At 35.3% G+C, this 18,264-nt stretch carries 14 protein-coding genes; 12 read left to right on the forward strand and 2 right to left on the reverse strand.

Features of this window, described 5'->3' with window-relative positions:
* Positions 1–97: 97 nt before the first annotated feature.
* Positions 98–880, reverse strand: a complete 783-nt coding sequence (locus BD847_RS12320) for an META domain-containing protein (protein WP_115888568.1) — start codon at positions 878–880, stop codon at positions 98–100.
* A 270-nt stretch (positions 881–1,150) separates the two neighbouring features.
* Between BD847_RS12320 and nirB the strand changes: the two genes are divergently transcribed.
* The 11 genes from nirB to BD847_RS12375 all read left to right on the forward strand — a co-directional run bounded on the left by nirB (position 1,151) and on the right by BD847_RS12375 (position 13,642).
* Positions 1,151–3,664: a nitrite reductase large subunit NirB gene (gene nirB, locus BD847_RS12325; RefSeq protein WP_115888569.1), complete on the forward strand. Its 2,514-nt coding sequence runs from the start codon at positions 1,151–1,153 to the stop codon at positions 3,662–3,664.
* Between the two features lie 227 nt (positions 3,665–3,891).
* Positions 3,892–4,269 carry a nitrite reductase small subunit NirD gene (nirD, locus tag BD847_RS12330; protein ID WP_012026590.1) on the forward strand — a complete coding sequence of 126 codons (378 nt, stop codon included), beginning with the start codon at positions 3,892–3,894 and terminating at the stop codon, positions 4,267–4,269.
* Between the two features lie 249 nt (positions 4,270–4,518).
* Positions 4,519–5,103: a DUF4202 domain-containing protein gene (locus tag BD847_RS12335; RefSeq protein ID WP_115888570.1), complete on the forward strand. Its 585-nt coding sequence runs from the start codon at positions 4,519–4,521 to the stop codon at positions 5,101–5,103.
* A 5-nt stretch (positions 5,104–5,108) separates the two neighbouring features.
* Complete coding sequence (locus tag BD847_RS12340; protein WP_115888571.1) at positions 5,109–6,917, forward strand: PAS domain-containing sensor histidine kinase; 1,809 nt, start codon at positions 5,109–5,111, stop codon at positions 6,915–6,917.
* Positions 6,918–7,678: 761 nt separating this feature from the next.
* Positions 7,679–8,338 carry a response regulator transcription factor gene (locus BD847_RS12345; RefSeq protein ID WP_115888572.1) on the forward strand — a complete coding sequence of 220 codons (660 nt, stop codon included), beginning with the start codon at positions 7,679–7,681 and terminating at the stop codon, positions 8,336–8,338.
* Between the two features lie 97 nt (positions 8,339–8,435).
* On the forward strand, positions 8,436–9,920 hold the full coding sequence (locus BD847_RS12350; RefSeq protein ID WP_115888573.1) for an MFS transporter: 1,485 nt from the start codon (positions 8,436–8,438) through the stop codon (positions 9,918–9,920).
* 95 nt (positions 9,921–10,015) lie between these two features.
* Positions 10,016–11,290: an alginate export family protein gene (locus BD847_RS12355; RefSeq protein ID WP_115888574.1), complete on the forward strand. Its 1,275-nt coding sequence runs from the start codon at positions 10,016–10,018 to the stop codon at positions 11,288–11,290.
* A 135-nt stretch (positions 11,291–11,425) separates the two neighbouring features.
* On the forward strand, positions 11,426–11,791 hold the full coding sequence (locus BD847_RS12360) for a hypothetical protein (RefSeq protein ID WP_115888575.1): 366 nt from the start codon (positions 11,426–11,428) through the stop codon (positions 11,789–11,791).
* A gap of 109 nt (positions 11,792–11,900) precedes the next feature.
* Positions 11,901–12,272: a hypothetical protein gene (locus BD847_RS12365; RefSeq protein ID WP_115888576.1), complete on the forward strand. Its 372-nt coding sequence runs from the start codon at positions 11,901–11,903 to the stop codon at positions 12,270–12,272.
* A 32-nt stretch (positions 12,273–12,304) separates the two neighbouring features.
* Positions 12,305–13,018 carry an exonuclease/endonuclease/phosphatase family protein gene (locus BD847_RS12370; protein WP_115888577.1) on the forward strand — a complete coding sequence of 238 codons (714 nt, stop codon included), beginning with the start codon at positions 12,305–12,307 and terminating at the stop codon, positions 13,016–13,018.
* Positions 13,019–13,021: 3 nt separating this feature from the next.
* Positions 13,022–13,642, forward strand: coding sequence for a class I SAM-dependent methyltransferase (locus tag BD847_RS12375; RefSeq protein ID WP_115888578.1), 621 nt, complete (start codon positions 13,022–13,024; stop codon positions 13,640–13,642).
* A gap of 122 nt (positions 13,643–13,764) precedes the next feature.
* Here the strand turns inward: BD847_RS12375 and BD847_RS12380 are convergent, their stop codons facing one another.
* Positions 13,765–14,469 carry a Crp/Fnr family transcriptional regulator gene (locus BD847_RS12380; protein WP_115888579.1) on the reverse strand — a complete coding sequence of 235 codons (705 nt, stop codon included), beginning with the start codon at positions 14,467–14,469 and terminating at the stop codon, positions 13,765–13,767.
* 153 nt (positions 14,470–14,622) lie between these two features.
* Between BD847_RS12380 and BD847_RS12385 the strand changes: the two genes are divergently transcribed.
* Positions 14,623–18,138, forward strand: a complete 3,516-nt coding sequence (locus tag BD847_RS12385) for a nitrate reductase (RefSeq protein WP_115888580.1) — start codon at positions 14,623–14,625, stop codon at positions 18,136–18,138.
* Positions 18,139–18,264 lie beyond the last annotated feature (126 nt).

Raw genomic sequence — 18,264 nt, forward strand, 5'->3', positions numbered from 1 at the left:
ACCGAAGGGAGAAATCATACAAGAAACTCCACAAAGAATATCTACAATCTTTGTCGATTAGCGTGTGTGATTTCTCCCTTCGGTCGAAATGACAAAATCAATCCACCTTCTTAAAAACAGCCAATTTCCCAGAAGGATTGGACAAAATCAACTGATTATTACCTATAGAATAAGTTGTCGTACTTTGCAAAGCTTTCAAAAACTCACCTTCTTTATTTCCCGGCGCACAGGCCATCAAAGTCGAAACAACTTTTGTAAATCGCAGAACATCCTTTTCATAAAAAATCTGCCCAGTTATTGAATTACAGCCACCGTAACCCATAAATCTATTTTCTGCTGAATTAATTTCAAGTCTCGGTAATTCCTTTTGATAATCCGTTGGAAAAACTTTATATCCGTTCAATTCTTCCAAAACCCAAATATCATGAAGGCGATAATCTGTATTGTATTTTCCGCATCCGCTAAGTTTTTTCGTCTCCAACTCCGAATTATTTTTAATTTCAACAGAAACTTTATAAGGAGAAATAACCCCAGACATCGAATCCTGGCAATCCAATTGCTGAATAGTAATTGTCGCTGAAGCCGATTCGGTATTAACTTTATACATCTTTACATTAGCATCCATTGCTTTTATCGCTTCAACAGCAGGAAAAACAATCTTTTCTTTTCCAGGAATTAATGATGTAAAAACAATTTCTTCATTCCCCATTTTTATTCCCCAAAACGGTTCATTTCCTGTTCCTTTGAAATAATATCTCATTTCATCTTCCTGATTTCCATATTCTGAAGTTGTACTTTTTGTATCTGAATTTTTGCCCACTGTAGATTTACAGCTTACTATTAAAGAAAGTAATAGTATTAGCGAAACTATTTTTTTCATAGAACCTATAATTTTAAAAAATATCCTTTTAACTAAAACACATGTAAAATTCTTATGAATTTACGATTTTTTTTTCAAAACCTTATTTAGAATCTTTTCAAATTTAAAAAATAAAGAATTACAAAACGCTTCCAAAGCCCTTACTACGTAAAAGATTAATACTAAATACGTAGTTATTCAGATCAAAAAATCAAATAAAATTAATATTTATACGTATTAAAATAAGTATAAATACTTATATTTGCGTAGTAATACTTAATTAAAGAAATCATGATTAGAGTAATAGTAGTTGGAAACGGCATGGTTGGTTATAAATTTTGCGAAAAGTTTGTTGCAAAATCAGGACAGGAAAAGTATCAGATTACAGTATTTGGTGAAGAACCAAGGCGCGCTTACGATCGTGTTCACTTAAGTGAATACTTTGGAGGAAAAACGGCAGATGATTTATCGTTATCAACTACGGAATGGTACTTAGAAAACAATATTATTCTCAACACATCAGAATTAATTACAGATATTAATCGTGATGTAAAAACGATTCACACACATTTAGGGAAAACACATACGTACGACTACTTAGTTTTAGCAACAGGTTCCTCAGCATTTGTACCACCAATTGAAGGTGTAGAAAAAGAAGGTGTTTTTGTATACAGAACCATCGAAGATCTCGATGCCATTATGGCTTACGCCAGAAAAATAAAAATAAAAGGTGCTACAGAAGCAGCAGTTTTAGGTGGAGGATTGTTAGGCCTTGAAGCGGCAAAAGCGGTTAGAGATTTAGGATTGAATCCGCATGTAGTGGAATTTGCGCCACGTTTGATGCCGAGACAACTAGATCAAGGTGCAAGCGATATGCTGCAGGCTAAAATTGAAGAATTAAATATCGGAATTCATCTTAACAAAGCAACGCAATATATTGACGGAAAGGAAAATATAACAGGAATGATGTTTGCGAATGAAGAATTGTTAAAAGTAGACATGTTGGTTATATCTGCCGGAATCAAACCTCGTGACGAACTGGCTAGAGTTTCAGGACTTGAAGTTGGCGTGAGAGGCGGAATTGTGGTAAACAATCAAATGCAAACATCAGATCCTTCTATATATGCCATTGGCGAAGCCGCACTTTACAATCAGAACATTTACGGACTTGTTGCTCCAGGTTACGAAATGGCCGATGTTGCCGCTGAACAAATCTTAAATGGTGATAAAACCATGAGAGAAACCATCGATATGTCGACGCAATTGAAATTAATTGGTGTTGAAGTGGCGAGTTTTGGTGATCCTTTTATTGAAAATGAAAACGTAACTGCCATTATTTATGAAAATAAATTAAGCGGAATCTACAAAAGAATCAATGTAACTAAAGATTCTAAAACGCTCTTAGGCGGAATTTTAGTCGGCGATTCAAGCGATTACAATTCGCTTTTCCAAATTTACAGCAATGCAATGGCTTTGCCTAAAAATCCGGAAGATCTGATTTTAGGTTCTCGCGATGGTTCTGAAGGTTCTTCTATGGGAAGCGTTATGGATTTGCCAGATACAGCCGTAATTTGTTCTTGCGAAAATGTTACGAAAGGCGCTATCTGTTGTAAAATTTTAGACGAAAGCTGTTCTTCATTATCAGATGTTGTAAAAGCAACTAAAGCAACGTCGGGTTGTGGAGGTTGCAAACCAATGGTTTCTGATTTGGTAAAAGCCACTCAAAAATCTTTAGGAAAAGAAGTAAAAGAAGTAATCTGCGAGCATTTCAATTATAACCGTCAGGAATTATTCGATTTGGTAAAAATCAATAAATACGAGAATTTCTATGATGTTTTGGATCATCACGGAAAAGGCGATGGATGTGAAATCTGTAAACCAGTTGTTGCTTCAATTTTCTCTAGTATTTATAATGATACCGCAAACAAACACGTTACCACGCAAGATACAAACGACAGATTTTTAGCGAATATTCAACGAAACGGAACGTATTCTGTAGTTCCAAGAGTTGCCGGAGGAGAAATTACTGCCGAAAAATTAATCGTAATTGGCGAAGTAGCCAAACAATTCGACTTATACACTAAAATCACTGGAGCTCAAAGAGTTGATTTATTTGGAGCACATTTGAGTGATTTACCGAAAATCTGGAAAATCTTAATTGACAATGGTTTTGAAAGTGGTCATGCCTACGGAAAATCACTTCGCGCCGTAAAAAGTTGTGTAGGAAATGCGTGGTGCCGTTATGGAATGGACGACAGCGCTGGATTTGCCATCGAATTGGAAAACAGATATAAAGGAATCCGTTCTCCTCATAAATTAAAAGGTGGTGTCTCGGCCTGCATTCGCGAATGCGCCGAAGCCCGCGGAAAAGATTTCGGATTAATTGCCGTAGAAGGCGGATGGAATTTATACATTGCCGGAAATGGCGGTGCCAACCCAAAACACGCTGTTTTATTAGCTGAAAAAATCGACAAAGAAACGGTTATCAAATACATGGACAGATTTTTAATGTATTACATCCGCACCGCTGGTCCACTAATACGAACTTCAACTTGGTTAGAAAAACTAGACGGCGGTTTAGACTATTTAAAAGAAGTAATTATCGAAGACAGCCTAGGAATCTGCGAAACACTAGAAGCAGAAATGCAGACTTTAGTAAATACTTTCGAATGTGAATGGAAACAAGTGCTGGAAAAACCAAGATTATTAAAACGTTTCAATCACTTTGTAAACTCAGATGAAAAAGACGATAACGCAGTTTTTGTTCCACTTAGAGATCAAAAAATGCCAAAAGCTTGGTCTTAAAAAAAATTGCCACAAAGACGCAAGGTCGCAAAGTCAAAATAAAAAAACATAAGAAAAAAAACTTAGCGCCTTTGCGCCTTTGTGGCAAAACAACATAAAGCTCCAAAAAAAAAAAAGAAAATCATTAAACGTTTGCTGTCCTTCTTACCCTTTTTTTTACTGCGCCATCATAACTCTCATGATTGTAAAAAGAGGGCTAAGAAACAGGAAATCAAAACTCAATCAAAATGGAAGAAATCTTAAATCAATACGAAACAGTTCATGCGAGCGATGCGACAATTTGGTTCAAAGCGGGCAAAGTAGAAGATTTCCCGACAAACCGTGGCGGATGCATCAAATACAAAAACAAACAAATCGCCATTTTCAATTTCACCCGTCGCAACGAATGGTACGCTTGCCAAAATGCCTGCCCACACAAAATGGAAATGGTGCTTTCAAGAGGAATGACAGGATCCGCAGATGACATCCCAAAAATCGCCTGCCCAATGCATAAAAAGACTTTTTCTTTAGTTGACGGTTCAAATCTAAATGGTGACGATTTTAAGATTGCAACGTATCCCATTAAAGTAGTTGAAAACGAAGTTTTTGTTGGATTTGCAGACTAATTTATAGGCCACAGATTACACAGATTGAAAGGATTAAAATTGTTCGTCACGAATTTCACGAATTAGCACGAATTACGTTAGTGGATATTCGTGAAATTCGTGGCGAAAAAAAATTCACATAAGATTAAATCCAAAAAATCCTTTAATCTGTGGCAAAAAAACAAAACAATAATTCGTGCTAATTCGTGAATTCGTGGCGGAAAAAAAACTTAATTCCGTATCTTTGAAATTCTATTATCAAACCAAAAAATGACTACACCTTTTCAAAAAGCAAGCGAATGGATTGATGCCGAAAACGCACAAGACCCAAACATTGAAACCGACCAAAACAAAGAATATCCAAAAGAATTATTGTATTCCAACAGGATGTACGAAAGACTGATGCAGTTTGAACCGAATGCATCTGAAGAAATCCAAATCGCGTCAAAAGCACAACACATCTGCCGATGGAAAGTTGCCCGCGAATCATACCCAATGGATCGCGTTGGTTATTTGAAATGGAGAGAAGAACTGAAAAAATTCCACGCTAAAACTACGGCCGAAATTCTTGAAAAAGCTGGCTATAACCAAACTTTTATTAATCGCGTTTCTTTTTTAATAGAGAAAAAATTACTTAAAAAAGATCACGAAACACAATTATTGGAAGACGTAATTTGTCTCGTATTTTTAGAATATTACTTAGAACCTTTCGTTCACAAACACGACGAAGAAAAGCTAAAAAACATCATCAAAAAAACCTGGGATAAAATGTCAGAAAAAGGACATCAGGAAGCCTTAAAAATTAACTATTCTGAAGAAAATCTGAATCTTATAAAAGCTTCTTTAGGACTATAATTCATATGAAGAAAAGCAATCAGGAAGAAGACAAAATCACGTTCAAAAATTTACGCCGTCTGTATTTTTTTGCGCTTCTTACTATTGCCTTAACTATAATTATCAGTCAATTTCTCGTTCAATACAATCTGAATCAGCAGTTAAGCGATTCTAAAATCATTAATTTTTCGGGAAAACAACGAATGCTGAGCCAGAAAATTGTCAAAGAAGTTCTGATCCTGCATTACGTTTCTGATACCGCTTCAGACAAACAAATTTCACATTTAAATGAAGTTTTGGCGCTTTGGAAGAAAAACCAAAACGCACTCGAAAATGGCAATGACAGCTTAGCTTTTCCAAAAGAAAAATCAGAAACGCTTTCTAAATTATATCTCGAAATCAATCCGATTTTCAATAAAATTGCACAAACAACCGATTCCTTTTTATTGAATGTAAAGCAGAAAAAAACAACTGCCGAAAATCAAAAATTCGTAAACATTATTTTAGAAAACGAAGACATTTTCCTTTCTAAAATGAATCAAATCGTAACACAATACGACCTCGAAGCGCACGAAAAAGTAACCGAACAACGCCGAATAGAATACTGGATTTTCGGGTTCACACTTTTGGTTCTTCTTTTAGAATTCTTCTTCATTTTCAAACCTACAAATAAGAAAATCGAGCGATTAATTACAAGACTTTTATCTTCAGAAAAGAAAGCTTTAAAGCTTGCATACGACACTGAAATTCTAAGCGAGATCAAGGAAAATTCGGTTAAAGAATTAAAATCGCTCAATTACGCAATGGAAAATACTTTACTCTATTGCCGAATTGCGCCTGACGGTTCCATTATTCATATTGGCGAAAAATTTGCCAAACTACTCAATTATACCAAGTTTTCATCCAACAAAAAATTCTCAGAAGTTTTAACAGTCGACGAAAAAGAACAAACCAACTTCGACCGCCTAATTTTCGAAAAACAAAGAAGTGGCTGGCAAGGCGAAATCAGTATTTTAAACAAAGAAAACGAAACCATTTGGCTCGATTTGTCAATGGTTCCTGTGATGATCAAAAAAGACGAATTGGAACTTTTAATTGTCTGCTTCAACATCACCGAACGTAAAAAAGCGCAACGCGAAGTCGAACGTTTAAACCTTGAAAATACAACCGAAAAAATAAATCAGCAGAAGATTATTTCGAGCAAAATTGTCGAAAATCAGGAAAACGAACAAAACCGAATCGCCAAAGAAATTCACGACGGAATTGGGCAAATGCTTACGGGGTTAAAGTTCAGTTTAGAAAGCATCAATCTCGATGACAGAGAAAAATCAGAACAAAAAATCGAGTATTTAAAGAAACTTTCGCTAGACATTATAAAAGGTGTCCGCACGGCAACTTTCAACCTAATGCCACCGGAATTAAGCGATCACGGAATCGTTTCTTCGCTGGCAAAACTCACGCAAGAACTCTCAAAACTAACCGGAAAAGAAATCCTTTTCTACAACAAAACCGATTTTGACCAGCGTTTAGATTCCCTAATCGAAATCAACATCTATCGTCTCACGCAAGAAGCCATCAACAACGCCATAAAATACGCCGAATCGTCGCATATTATTGTGCAACTTTCTCACAGTGAAACACTTTTAAGCATTATAATCGACGACAACGGAAAAGGTTTCGACATCCATTCCGTCGACAAAAAACGCAACAGCGAATCCGGAATGGGACTTTTATTCATGAAAGAAAGAATCCAATACATCAACGGACGCGTTTTCATCAACTCCATTCCCGGCGAAGGAACGAGAATTACGTTCAACATTCCTATTCTTAAATAGGAATTCCAATTTTTTAAATTCCAAATTCCAAACTCTTTGCGCTTAATCAACTTTGTCAAAGTTTAAAACTTTGACAAAGTTTGTGAGATGCAACGTTGTCAGGCTGAGCGAAGTCGAAGCCCCGCAAAGTAAAGCGACAAGATTACTATCTAATTATTTAATTAATCAGGGCGAGACAGGATTAGAAAAAGTGGGCAAACAAACTTTGTCTATATTCGCCCACTTTCCCTAATGCTGTCGGGCTATCCGCGCTACTTCGGTAGCTTGCTCCTATTCCTCTCGCGGGCAATAGTTTTCAAAAGATCTTTTCAGCATTTTTGTCATTCTGAGGAACGAAGGATCACACAAGAAACTCCGCAATCTAAATCGCCAATCTTTGTCAAATCCCGCGTGTGATCTCTCCTCCGTCGAGATGACAAACTATAAGCTTAAAAACTTTGTCAAAGTTCAAAAGCTTTGACAAAGTTACCGCCAAAACTAGCCACAATCTTGTCATTTCGAGGTACGAGAAATCTTCGCAAGAAACTCCACAATCTAAATCGCCAATCTTTGTCGAATCCCGCGTGTGATCTCTCCTCCGTCGAGATGACATACTTTACGCTTAAAAACTTTGACAAAGTTTACATCCAAGACTTTGGAATTTGGAATTTACAACATTAGAATTTTTAATGTTGGAATTTAAAATCTAAAAAATTACGTATATTAGCGTCTTCATTATAGATGAATATACGTAAAAATCGAGAATCAAAATTAAGTAAATTATGAGTAATATCATTCGTGTAGTGCTGGCAGATGACCACGTTTTTGTTAGAGACGGAATCAAATCTTTATTGGAAAACGAAGCAAACATCGAAGTTGTAGGCGAAGCAATAGACGGAGCAGATGCGCTTGAAGTTGTTACTGCGACTAAACCAGACTTACTTATAGTAGATATTCGCATGCCAAACTTAACTGGTATTGAGGTAGTAGAAAAACTTAGAAGCGAGAATAATAACGTAAAAATCATTATGCTTTCGATGCACGAATCGGAAGAATATGTGTTGAAATCTATAAAAGCTGGTGCCGATGGATACTTATTAAAAGGATCTTCAAAAGAAGAATTCCTAAAGGCTCTTCACACAGTTTCTGCTGGCGGAAAGTACTTCAGTGGAGATATTTCTTCAATTTTAATTGGCCAATTGACAAATCCTTCAAACTCATTAGAACCAAAGCAAAATTTAAGTGAAGAAATGATGATTACCAAAAGAGAAAAAGAAATTCTGACACTTCTCTTATCCGGAAAAGGAAACAAAGAAATCGCCGAAGCACTTGATATCAGTAAAAGAACTGCTGAAGTTCATCGATTTAACTTAATGAAAAAACTGAAAGTAAAAAACTTAATGGAACTTTCGAACAAAGCTGCTGAATATTCTTTAATTTAAAAAATACGTATAAATACGTAATTATTTTTCAAAAACTGCGTTTTAGCAGGTTTTAACTAAGTTATAGTACTTATTTTTACATAAAAATATAAGTACTATGAAAACTACAAACTCACTATCGCAATCACACAAAATTTTATTTTTGAACACATTGGCTTTTACAGTGTGTTTTGCCTGCTGGACATTAAACGGTGTTTTAGTCACCTTTTTAGTAGATAACGGAATTTTCAACTGGAGCGTTGTTCAGGTTGGATGGCTTCTGGGAATTCCAATCTTAACAGGGTCTATAATGCGTTTGCCAATTGGAATCTTAACCGATAAATTTGGAGGAAAATATGTTTTTTCACTTTTATTATTACTAAGCTCAATTCCATTATTTCTCCTTCCCTACGCTGACAGTTTTTTAATGTTTGCCGTACTTAGTTTCTTCTTCGGAATGGTCGGAACCAGTTTTGCAGTCGGAATTGGATACACATCAATTTGGTATCCAAAAGAATGGCAAGGACGCGCTTTGGGAATTTTCGGAATGGGAAATGCCGGGGCAGCCATTACAACCTTTTTGGCTCCTTCTTTACTAAATCATTTTTCTGTTGACGATCCGCAAAATGGATGGAAAATACTTCCTGTGATTTACGCTGTTTCTTTAGTTGTAATTGGCGTTGCCTTTTTAATTTTCGCTCAAAACAAAAAATTAGAAAACAATGGTAAAACTATTTCACAAATGCTTACCCCTTTAAAATCAGAAAGAGTATGGCGTTTTGGAGCGTATTATTTCTTAGTTTTCGGATGTTTTGTAGCGTATTCACAATGGCTTTTGCCAAACTTTATGAACGTTTACCAAACCAGTTTGGTTATGGGAGGTTTGTTTGCTACAATGTTTAGTTTGCCTTCTGGTGTAATTAGAGCTTTTGGAGGTTATTTGTCAGACAAATTCGGAGCCCGAAAAGTAATGTATTGGGTGTTAAGCTCTTCAGTAATTTTAAGTGCTTTGTTGGCTATTCCAAAAATGGAAATTATTACTTCTGGACCAGGAATATTAGCAGCAAAAAAAGGAGTTGTAAACCAAATCAATGATAAAACTGTAAAAGTTGGAGATAAAGAATATTCAATCGCACAAAAAAGCGAAAATGAAAATGAAAATGCCATTTTCCCAACTACTACAAGCTGGCAAAATGTTGTGGTCTCACACAATCAAAGTGTAGCAAAAAAGGAATTAATTGCAAAAGGTGTCACCGTTATTAAATTTGACGCTAATATGTGGGTGTTCTTAATTTTAGTCATTTTAATTGGAATTTCCTGGGGAATTGGAAAAGCCGCAGTGTATAAACATATTCCGGAATATTTCCCAACAGAAGTTGGCGTAGTTGGCGGAATGGTGGGCATGATTGGCGGTTTGGGCGGTTTCTTTGGACCTATAATTTTTGGATATTTGTTAACAGCAACCGGAATCTGGTCAAGTTCATGGATTTTTATTTTAATCTTTTCAATTACATGTCTCGTTTGGATGCATTACACTATAACACAACTATCTAAGCAAAAACAGCTTAAAACAAAAAAGGTAAAATTAGAGCCAGCTTATTAAATTTAGATTAAAAAAAAATTAGAAATATGACTGTAATCATAGTTAACTACGGCTTTTTCTTATAAATTTACCTTCTTTAACAACATACCAATTTTATGAAAAAACTTAAACTAATTTTAATACTTATCGTAGGATTAAGCTTTGAAATTCAGGCACAGGAATTAGATGTGAATCTGCAAATCAGACCACGTTTTGAATACAGAAACGGTTATAAACAACTTTTACAGGAAGGTCAGGAAGGTACATCACAAATTTCACAACGTTCTCGTTTAAACTTCAATTATAAACAAGAAGATTTAATTGTAAAATTAACGCTTCAAAACACTAGAACTTGGGGTGATGTGGCTCCTACAGCTCCAGCTGACAAAAATGGCGTTGCTGTTTTTGAAGCCTGGGCACAATACAATTTCACTGAAAAGTGGAGTGCCAGAATGGGACGTCAGGTACTTTCATACGACAATCAGCGTATTTTAGGAGAACAAGATTGGGGACAACAGGCACAAAGCCACGATGCGTTGACGGTTTCTTATCATACCGAAAAACAAAAATTAGATTTTGGAGGCGCTTATAATTCAACTGCTGAGAATGTTGTTCAGACTCCTTATACTGTGGCAAGTTATAAAACGTTGCAATATGCGTGGTATCACAATCAATTCAACAGTGAATTAGGTTTGAGTTTCTTAGTATTAAATACAGGTTATGAATATGCTCCTCTTCCTGCTCCTGCTACCAAACTTTTAGTAGATTATATGCAAACTTTTGGACCTTACTTAACGTATAAAAAAGGTAAAATCGATACAAGTTTTTGGCTATACGGACAAACCGGAAAAAGCACAGATCAACAAGTAAGTGCGTGGAATGCCGCTGCCAATATTGGATATAACATTACTGATGCTTTTAAACTTGGTTTAGGTTACGAATTTTTATCAGGAAAAGATTCAAATGACGGAAGTACTGTAATCAAATCGTTCAACCCGATTTTTGGTACCAACCATGGATTTAACGGTTATATGGATTATTTTTATGTTGGAAATCACCTGAAAAATGTTGGTTTACAAGATGCTTTCTTAAAACTGAATTACAATGTAAACAAATGGCAATTTGCTTTGATTCCGCATGTATTTTTAGCTGCTGCTGATGTAGCAACACCATTACCTGCAAATGAAAAACTGGATTCGTATTTAGGAACTGAAATTGATGCAACATTTGGTTACAACTTCAAAAAAAATATAACCGTTACAGGAGGTTACTCTCAAATGTTTGGTTCTAGCACTTTAGAATTTGTTAAAGGCGGAGAAGCAAATCATACTAATAATTGGGCTTGGTTGATGATTTCTGTAGATCCAAGAATTTTTAGTTGGAAAAAATAATTTTTCTTTAAAATTACCTTATAATTTTTACCCTTTTCCTATTTCAGGAAAAGGTTTTTTTTTTAACATTAAAAACCTATTTATATATTTAATTAACTATATTTGAATCGATTATGAACCCCAAATTCTATCCAAATGAAACCATTTCTAAAATTATCTTTGCTGACTTTTATAGTCACGCAAACAGGCATTGCTCAAAAGTATGATGATGCCTTGATTTCTCAAAACTCCGAAATAAATTTTGGTAAAACACAAAAAAGAGGAATCAAAAAAAACAACATTACTTATTATGTGGAAAATGACCTACAGACAATTTCCGCTTACAAAAGAAACAAATTGAAATGGCAAACCAATGTAATTTCAGTTTGCGGAAAACCAAAAAAAGGTCAACCTGAAATTAGATATGTAGGTTATAATTCAGATAAACTGCTTATCGTTATGGGAAAACATAATTTTGCTGAAATTGATGTGAATAATGGTTTAACGACACTTGTTGGTTAAAATTTTAAAAAGAGATTTATAAATATAACTGCCCTTTTCAAAATAAGAAAAGGGCAGTTTTTTTGTTTTAAATAGTATATTTACTAAAGCATTCTCAATTTCTTGCTATATGAAGCCAACAATCATATTACTAATTCTTGCATTATTTTCAACTCAAGTAAACTTTGCTCAGACATTTGACGCAAAACTGATTTCAAAAGATTCAGAAATAAATTTGACAACAACACAAAAAAGAGGCATTGAAAAAAATGGCACTCTTTATTTTGTTGAAAAAGACTTGCAAACCATTTCAGCATATAAAAACAACAAATTGCTGTGGCAGACTAACGTCATAACAATTTGTGGAAAACCTAAAGTTGGAGAACCTAAAATTAGATATTTAAAATATAAAACTGAAAAGCTGTTTGTAACTATTGGAAAACATGATTATGCTGAAGTGGATGCAATTAACGGAAAAACATCTTTTCTTGGTGTAGATTAAAAATCAAAATATCCCCCCTTAACCTTCAAACAATGAAACTAATTGCTTGGAATTGCAACATGGCCTTCAGAAAAAAAGCAGAATTCATTCTTGCCCACAATCCTGATATTGCAGTAATTTCGGAATGTGAAAGTCCTGAAAAACTCAAATTCCCAGACGAAATACAAACACCAACCGACATTCTTTGGTTCGGAACAAATCCGCATAAGGGAGTTGGTGTTTTTTCTTATAGTGATTATCGATTTCAATTATTAGATTCTCATAATCCGGATTTCAAAAACATTTTGCCAATAGCCGTTACGGGCGGAAAAGTCGATTTTACGTTGTTTGCCATTTGGGCAAATAATCCAGCTGATAAAGATGGGGCTTATGTAACGCAGATTTGGAAAGCAATTAATTATTACGAAGATTTAATTAAAGAAACCAAAACCATTTTAATTGGCGATTTCAACAGCAATACGATTTGGGATAAACCGCGAAGAGAAGGAAATCATACAACGGTTGTAAATAAATTAGCAGACAAAAATATATTTAGCACCTATCACAAATACTTCAATCAGATTCAAGGCAAAGAAGCACATCCAACTTTGTATATGTATCGACACGAAAACAAACCTTATCATATGGATTATTGCTTTGCCTCAAACGATTTTATCGAAGTGTTAGAAAGCGTTGAAGTTGGAAGTTATAAAGATTGGACTTTATACAGCGATCACAAACCTTTAATCATTAAATTCAACATATAAACTATGAATAACTGGACCAAAAGATGGGACGACCGCTACAGCAGTGAAGAATTTGCATACGGCGAAGAACCCAACAATTACTTAAAAGAACAAATCGAAAAACTAAATCCCGGATCTATTCTTTTTCCTGCCGAAGGCGAAGGACGAAATGCCATTTTTGCTGCAAAACTAGACTGGAAAGTTTCCGCTTTTGATATTAGTGAAGAAGGAAGAAACAAAGCTTTAAAACTTGCTGAAGCAAACAATGTTTCAATTGATTATCAGGTTGGAGAATTGGAAACGCTCGATTTTCAAAAAAATCAATTTGATGCGATTGCTTTAATTTACGCACATTTTCCGGCAGAAATTAAATCTAAAATTCACAAACAACTGGATGCATTTTTACGAAAAGACGGTATTATTATTTTTGAAGCTTTCAGCAAAACGCATTTAGAATACGTTTCCAAAAACGAAAAAGTCGGCGGACCAAAAGACATAGAATCACTTTTTTCAATCGAAGAAATTAAAGCCGATTTTCCAAACTACGAAATCATTGAATTAGAAGAAAAAGAAATCGAACTCAACGAAGGTTTATTCCATAACGGAACGGGTTCTGTAATTCGATTTATCGGAAGAAAAAAATAAAACATTCGACGTAGAGACGCATGCGATAAAGACGAACTGAAGTGCGTCTCTACAAATCAAAAACAAAAACTTTGCAACTTTGTACCTTTGTACCTTTGTACCTTTGTAACTTTGTCCCCCTTTTAAAAATACTTATGTTCTATAATTTCAGAGCGTAATTCGCCAACTCTCAAAATCCCAACACGTTTTCCTTCTGTTTTGATCAAAGCTTCTTTTTTAAGGCTTGATAATATTCTGATGGCTTGTTCTTCAGTAGTTCCGGCAAAGTCTGCTATTTCCTTTCGCGAAAGCTCAATATCAATCAAACCATCAATTTGTCCAAATTTTCGATGAATATAAAGCAGTAAATCAATTACACGTTCGCGGACATTCATATGTGCAATCTTTCGGATATTGTTTTCACTTTTGTTTAATTCTTCTGCATAAAACAACATTAAAGCATAGGTAAATTCAGGAATATGCTGTAAAATTTCCATCATAGTTTCGTTGCTGAAATTGCACAAAACCGTATCTTCTAAAGCATACGCTCCAATCAAATAACGTTTGCTTGTCCCAAATCCGCGAAAACCTATTGTATCGCCATTTTTAGTCAATCGTACAATTTGTTCGCGTCCGTTGATTCCGGTTTTTACCGTTTTAACTTTTCCTGAACAAATAAAATAAAGTCCTTGCAATGGCGCACCTTCCGTAATAAATTGCTGCGATTTTTTACATACAAAACTATGCTTCTTTGCAACGTATTGTTTCATTTGCTCCAAATGCAGGTGCTTTTTAATGAAACAATTTTCATTGACGCAGCTATCACAAATAGAATTTTCTTCTTTCATGAATTCAGTTTTTGAACATGAAACATATTTGTTGGTACTTCTTTCTTTGCATCAAAAATAATAAAAATAAAATCAAAAATTAAGTATTAATACTTAAAAAATACTTATTTTTGTTTTGAGTTAAGTAAGTGATTTATTTAAAACCGAACTATAATGCAAAGTACTAAGATCAAAACTACCTGTTCCTATTGCGGCGTTGGCTGCGGAATAATCGTAACCAACGATGCTAAAAATGGTGTAATGGTCGAAGGCGACAAAGATCATCCTGTAAATAAAGGAATGTTGTGTTCTAAAGGAATGAACTTGCACTACGTAGTTAATGATACTTCAGATCGAATTTTATATCCGGAAATGCGCGGAAGCAAAAATTATCCCTTGGAACGCGTTAGTTGGGATACGGCTTTAGACCGTGCCGCAGCCGTTTTTTCATCCATCATAAAAAAACATGGACCAGACAGCGTTGGATTTTATATTTCAGGACAATGTTTAACTGAAGAATATTACTTAGTCAATAAATTGGTAAAAGGCTTTTTGAAAACCAATAATATTGATACCAATTCCAGACTTTGTATGAGTTCGGCGGTTGTGGGTTATAAAAAAACTTTTGGCGAAGATTCTGTGCCCATTGCTTACGATGATATTGAACTTGCTGATACCTTTCTAATTACAGGCGCAAATCCGGCTTGGTGCCACCCTATTCTATTCAGACGACTTGAGAAACACAAAGAAAAAAATCCGAAAATAAAAATAATTGTAATTGACCCAAGACGCACCGATACTGCAGCTTTCGCCGATTTACATTTGCAGATTATTCCAGGTTCAGATATTATTTTATATCACGCGATTGCCAGACGCATTATCGAGAAAGGTCATGTCGATCATGATTTTGTGAAAAACAACGCCGAGAATTTCAAACAATATAAAGACTTAGTTTTGGGCACTTCTCTTGAAAAAGCATCAAAACTTTGCGGAATTTCGGTAAACGATATCAAACTTGCCGCAGACATTATTGGGAAAGCAAAAGGCTTTATTTCGCTTTGGGCAATGGGATTGAATCAAAGTGCTGTTGGAGTTGATAAAAATACTGCGTTGCTGAATTTATCTCTATTGACAGGACAAGTTGGGAAACCAGGTTCTGGACCATTTTCATTGACTGGTCAGCCGAATGCTATGGGCGGACGTGAAGTGGGCGGAATGGCGACACTTTTAGCCGCACATAAAGATATTGCAAACCCAACACATCGAAAAGAAGTAGCCGATTTTTGGGGCGTTGATGAGATTTCAGACAAACCGGGTTTAACGGCGACAGAAATGTTTGAGGCATTAGAATCTGGAAAAATGAAAGCAGTTTGGATTATCTGCACAAATCCTTTAGTCAGTTTGCCAGATTCCAGACGAATCGAAAAAGCACTTCAAAACGCAAAATTCGTTGTCGTTCAGGATATTTCGCATAATGCCGATACAGCCAAATTTGCCGATTTATTGTTACCTGCAGCAGGTTGGCTGGAAAAAGAAGGAACAATGACCAATTCGGAACGCCGTATTTCTTATTTGCCAAAAGGAATCAATGCACCGGGTGAAGCACTTCCGGATATTGAAATTTTAATTCGCTTTGCTAAAAAAATGAATTTCAACGGATTCAATTTCAACAGTGCCGAAGAAATTTACAAAGAACATTGTGCACTTACCAAAGGCACTAATATCGATATTTCGTTCTTAAATTATAATCGACTAAAAACTGAAGGCACTTTTCAGTGGCCTGTTCCAGATTATGGACATCCGGGAACTTCGAGATTATTTACAGATAAGAAATTCTATACACCTTCGCAAAAAGCAATTTTTAATCTGCCTGTTTCTATTGAAAACACATCGGTTCAGCCAAATGCCGAATTTCCTTTTATTCTAACAACAGGAAGAATTCGCGACCAGTGGCATACGATGACCAAAACCGGAAAAGTATCGCGATTATTAACGCATATTCCGAGTCCGGTTTTAGAAATAAATCCGATTGATGCTTATAAAAGCGAAATTAAAAATGGCGATATCGTAACTGTTACAAGCAAAAATGGCGAAGTTCGGGTAAAAGCAAAAGTTACCGATTCGATCAAAGAAAAAGTCGTTTTCCTGCCGATGCATTGGGGAAAACAACTTGAAAATGATTTAAACCGAACCAATAATTTAACGAATACCGTGGTTGATCCGGTTTCGAAAGAACCTGATTTTAAATACACAACTGTTTCGATTTCGAAATATGTAAAACCATTTCAAAAAATTGCGATTGTAGGCGCAGGTGCGGCTTCTTTCCGATTCATTCAAAATTATCGCGAATTCAATACAACAGATGAAATTATTGTTTTCTCGAATGAAGTAAATCCGTTTTATAATCGCGTTTTACTTCCGGAATATATGACCGGAGAATTTACTTGGGAACAACTTTTAAAAGTAAAAGATGGCGAAGCTTTCAATAAATTAAAAATTACCATGAAAGCTGGAGTCGCCATTGAAAAAATCGACACAAATAAAAAAACAATCAAAGACAGTCAGGGCGAAATTCACACTTTTGACTCCTTAATAATGGCGACAGGAAGTCGTCCTTTTGTGCCTGAAAATGCACAACTTCATCTTCCTGGCCGATTTACAGTTAGGAAAAAAGAAGATGCCGACCGATTAAAAAAACATTTAGACAGCACGAATCTTCCGCCAGAAGAACAACATGTTGTGATTATTGGCGGCGGATTATTAGGATTGGAATTGGCTGCCGCTTTAAAACATAAAAAAGTAAAAACTACCATTGTTCAGCGTGCTTCGCGTTTAATGGAGCGCCAGCTTGACCGAATTTCAAGTAAATTATTGGCTGAAGAAGTACAACTTCGCGATATTCAGATTTATTTTGATAATGAAGTCAGCACCGTTTTTGAAACCGATAATCCGAATGAAATTGAAATCGCTTTAAAAAGTGGCAAAATCATAAAAGCAAATGCGATTGTGTATACGATTGGAACAATTCCGAACATAGAAATTGCACGCGAAAGCGGACTTTCATGTGGACGCGGAGTCAAAGTAAATCAGTATTTACAGACTTCTAATCCGGATATTTTTGCGATTGGAGAAATAGCCGAATTCAATAATAAGTTATTCGGAATCACTTCTGCCGCTGAAGAACAGGCTGATATTCTGGCCAACTTTTTAGCAGGCGATATTAGCAGTTATTATAAAGGCTCGATTTTGATGAATATTCTAAAATTAGAAGATATCAATCTTTGCAGCATTGGTGATATTGAAATTCCGGAAAACGACGATTCTTATGAAGAAATTGTATTCTCCGATTTGAAAAAACGTTATTACAAAAAATGTATCGTAAAAGATGATCTCTTGGTTGGTGCCATTTTAATGGGCGATAAAAATGAGTTTGCCGAATTCAAAACCATGATTGAAAGCAAAATCGAATTATCAGACAAACGAAATTTATTACTGCGAGGAAGTTCGACTGCTAAACCCGTTTTAGGAAAATTAGTTTGTTCCTGCAGTCAGGTTGGCGTTGGAAATATAGAAGAAACCATAAAAAGCGGTGTAAATGATTTCACTGATTTATGCAAAAACACAGGCGCCGGATTAGGATGCGGAAGCTGTAAAACAGAGGTTAAAGAGATTCTTGCGAAATGTAAATAGTTTTTTTGTTTCAAGTTTAAAGTTTCAAGTTGCTTTACTTTGAACATAAATTTTAACACAAAGAGCGCAAAGGTTTTTCGCAAAGTTTCGCAAAGTTTATCTTTTTTAAGTAGACAAAGTTCACAA

Source organism: Flavobacterium cutihirudinis, from assembly GCF_003385895.1.
GTDB lineage: Bacteria > Bacteroidota > Bacteroidia > Flavobacteriales > Flavobacteriaceae > Flavobacterium > Flavobacterium cutihirudinis.